We start from the raw sequence: 2,449 nt of genomic DNA on the forward strand, positions 1-2,449 counted from the left end.
CTATTGGGTTTGATTTCCTTATTTAAGCTATATTTTTTAATTCATTGAGGTGTTGGCTTACTTCAGTGAATTGGTATTAATTACTTCTGCACAACTAAAATCCCGATCTAAAACCTGCGGCGCACGCACAGCGTGCGCCGCAGGTTTTAGGGTTTTATATTTAATTGAGCCTACTTAGCTTAGCAAAGCACTTTTAAATTTAAGGCTTCAACACATTTGCAGGAAACTGCCCTATGACATTTCCCGCAGGACTGTACTGACAAACTACATAAAAAGCGTTATACATCCTGCCACTAAGTGTTTTGGTTCCCTTAGATGCACCACAGCCTAGTTTGGTGCTGCCCTTCCATACCACCTGCGTAAAGTGACCAGTCGCTGAGGAAAATCCAGGAGTGGCATAGTTATAAAGTTTCACCTCGTTGTACCAAGAGTCGATCGCATTCTTAGCGAGGGTATCTGAAGCGATCGAAGGAGCCGTAGTGTAGTAGACATACAGATTTTCCCCAGCCCCGTTTCTCTGAGCGGAAGAACTATGGGCAAATGTTCCCGTAGCCGCTAGATTATCTGCCCAAGCTTGTGCTGTGCTGTTCACGGAGCTATTGAGAGACATCGCAGGGCTATGATGGATACTGCGATAGGTATTGTGTTTGGAGAGAGCCGTACTGCGTAAAGTATTTAAATTAACCGTTTGAGCCGATACGGAATCATGGTTAGTACCCAGCCCAATAGTCAAGCTAGTTAATGCTAAACCGATAAATAGCTGCTTGTTGAAGAACATTTTATGAAAAACCTAAACTAATCGAATAATATTCTAGTCTCCCAATGTTAAATCTAACTACTTGTGCAAAATAAATTGCCCAAATCGGTAAAGTTACCTCCTTGCAGGGAGGTAACTTTACCGATTTGGATATGTATAGCTACCGCCAACTGTATTAGGACATAAAACCTAAGATCGTGTTGTCGCACTCCGCGTGACAACACGATCTTGGGTTTTAATTAGGATAAAAATCAAACCCAATAGAGAGTTGCGGCGCTTCGCGCCACAACTCTCTATTGGGTTTGATGTCCTGACTTAAGTGGCTATAGCTATAATATGTTAGAAGCCTTGCCAAATGAGGCTTTTAATATGTTTTTACCCTTTAATACTTGTAAATATTATTTGTAATTATTTGTAAATATCATGAGTACAGGGCTGCAAGCGGCTACAAAGTTAGAAGAAAAAGTTGTCTTAGTAGATATTAACGATCGCCAAATTGGGGTTGCAGAAAAATTACAGGCTCATCGTGACGGTTTATTACATCGAGCCTTTTCGGTTTTTGTGTTGAACTCTCAGGGACAACTTTTATTACAAAAACGCGCCCAACATAAATATCACTCGGGAGGACTCTGGACAAATACCTGTTGCAGTCACCCCCGCTATGAAGAGTCAACTTTGCTGGCGGCTCACCGACGTTTGCAAGAAGAAATGGGCTTTGACTGTGAGTTACAGGAAATATTCAGTTTTATCTATCATGCTCAGCTAGACAATGACCTAACCGAGCATGAATTTGATCATGTGTTGGTTGGCTATAGCGATCGCGCACCAATTCTCAATCCAGAGGAAGCCGAAGACTGGAAATGGATAGATTTAAAAATTTTACAAGCCGATCTTCTCAAAAATCCCCAAGACTATACCTATTGGCTGCGCGACTGCTGCGATCGTTTTATTGCTGCCATAGTAAAGTAAGAACTAGCGATGCCAAGCATCGTTAACCCTTATCCTACAATAGTAAGCAGTTCAATCAGAAAACCTACCGCTCGCATGGCGTGCATTAGCTACTTAAAGGGTGGCTTAACTATAAGACTTAACTATAAATGGAAAATGGAGGAACCTATGGAAACTTATTCTGAAGAGCAAGTCGATCAGATTCTCCGCTATGCCCTAGCCAAAAGAACTAATGGTCAAAGTCTGACGAAACAGCAGATATATGAGATTGCTTCTGATATGGGCATTAGTGAAGCCGATTTCTTGACATCGGTGCAGGAATGGCAATCAACCCAAGTCGTCCGCCAAGAGCATGGAGAGTTTGATAAATATAAAAAGAAATCCTTTCAATCAAATCTCTTAAAATACGCGATCGTGAATTCCTTTTTAGTAGCATTGAATTTTTTTACGGCAGGAAAAATTGGCTGGGCAATCTATCCGCTATTGTTTTGGGGCTTAGCGGTGGCATTAGATGCATGGGTAACCTATCAAACTGAAAGCGAAGAATACCAAAAACAATTCCAAAAGTGGCAGCAAAAACAAAAACGCGATCGCCTTACGGCACAAATTACGGGCAAATTAACCAATAGTCTCGAAGAATGGCTCAAGTAGGATTAAAGAATTAGCGCTGGACGCTACTTCTTTAACCGCAAAGTATAGCTGCCGCCAACTGTATCAGGGCATAATACCAATTCACGAAAGTGT

The 2,449-nt window shown here is 41.5% G+C and carries 3 protein-coding genes; 2 read left to right on the plus strand and 1 reads right to left on the minus strand.

Going from position 1 to position 2,449, the window contains the following annotated elements:
• Positions 1–199: 199 nt before the first annotated feature.
• Entirely contained in the window at positions 200–778 is a 579-nt protein-coding gene (locus AC805_RS21170) for a CAP family protein (RefSeq protein ID WP_055077241.1), read from the minus strand.
• A gap of 402 nt (positions 779–1,180) precedes the next feature.
• Here AC805_RS21170 and idi point away from each other — a divergent pair, with 402 nt between their 5' ends.
• Both idi and AC805_RS21180 read left to right on the plus strand, forming a co-directional pair.
• Positions 1,181–1,726, plus strand: coding sequence for an isopentenyl-diphosphate Delta-isomerase (gene idi, locus AC805_RS21175; protein ID WP_055077242.1), 546 nt, complete (start codon positions 1,181–1,183; stop codon positions 1,724–1,726).
• A 147-nt stretch (positions 1,727–1,873) separates the two neighbouring features.
• Positions 1,874–2,356, plus strand: coding sequence for a 2TM domain-containing protein (locus AC805_RS21180; protein ID WP_231664044.1), 483 nt, complete (start codon positions 1,874–1,876; stop codon positions 2,354–2,356).
• Positions 2,357–2,449: the final 93 nt, after the last annotated feature.

Origin of the sequence: Pseudanabaena sp. 'Roaring Creek', from assembly GCF_001402795.1 — a bacterium.
GTDB lineage: Bacteria > Cyanobacteriota > Cyanobacteriia > Pseudanabaenales > Pseudanabaenaceae > Pseudanabaena.

Coding starts and splice junctions, on each gene's coding strand:
- AC805_RS21170 (WP_055077241.1), bottom strand. CDS start 778: ATGTTCTTCAACAAGCAGCTATTTATCGGTTTAGCATTAACTAGCTTG.
- idi (WP_055077242.1), top strand. CDS start 1,181: ATGAGTACAGGGCTGCAAGCGGCTACAAAGTTAGAAGAAAAAGTTGTC.
- AC805_RS21180 (WP_231664044.1), top strand. CDS start 1,874: ATGGAAACTTATTCTGAAGAGCAAGTCGATCAGATTCTCCGCTATGCC.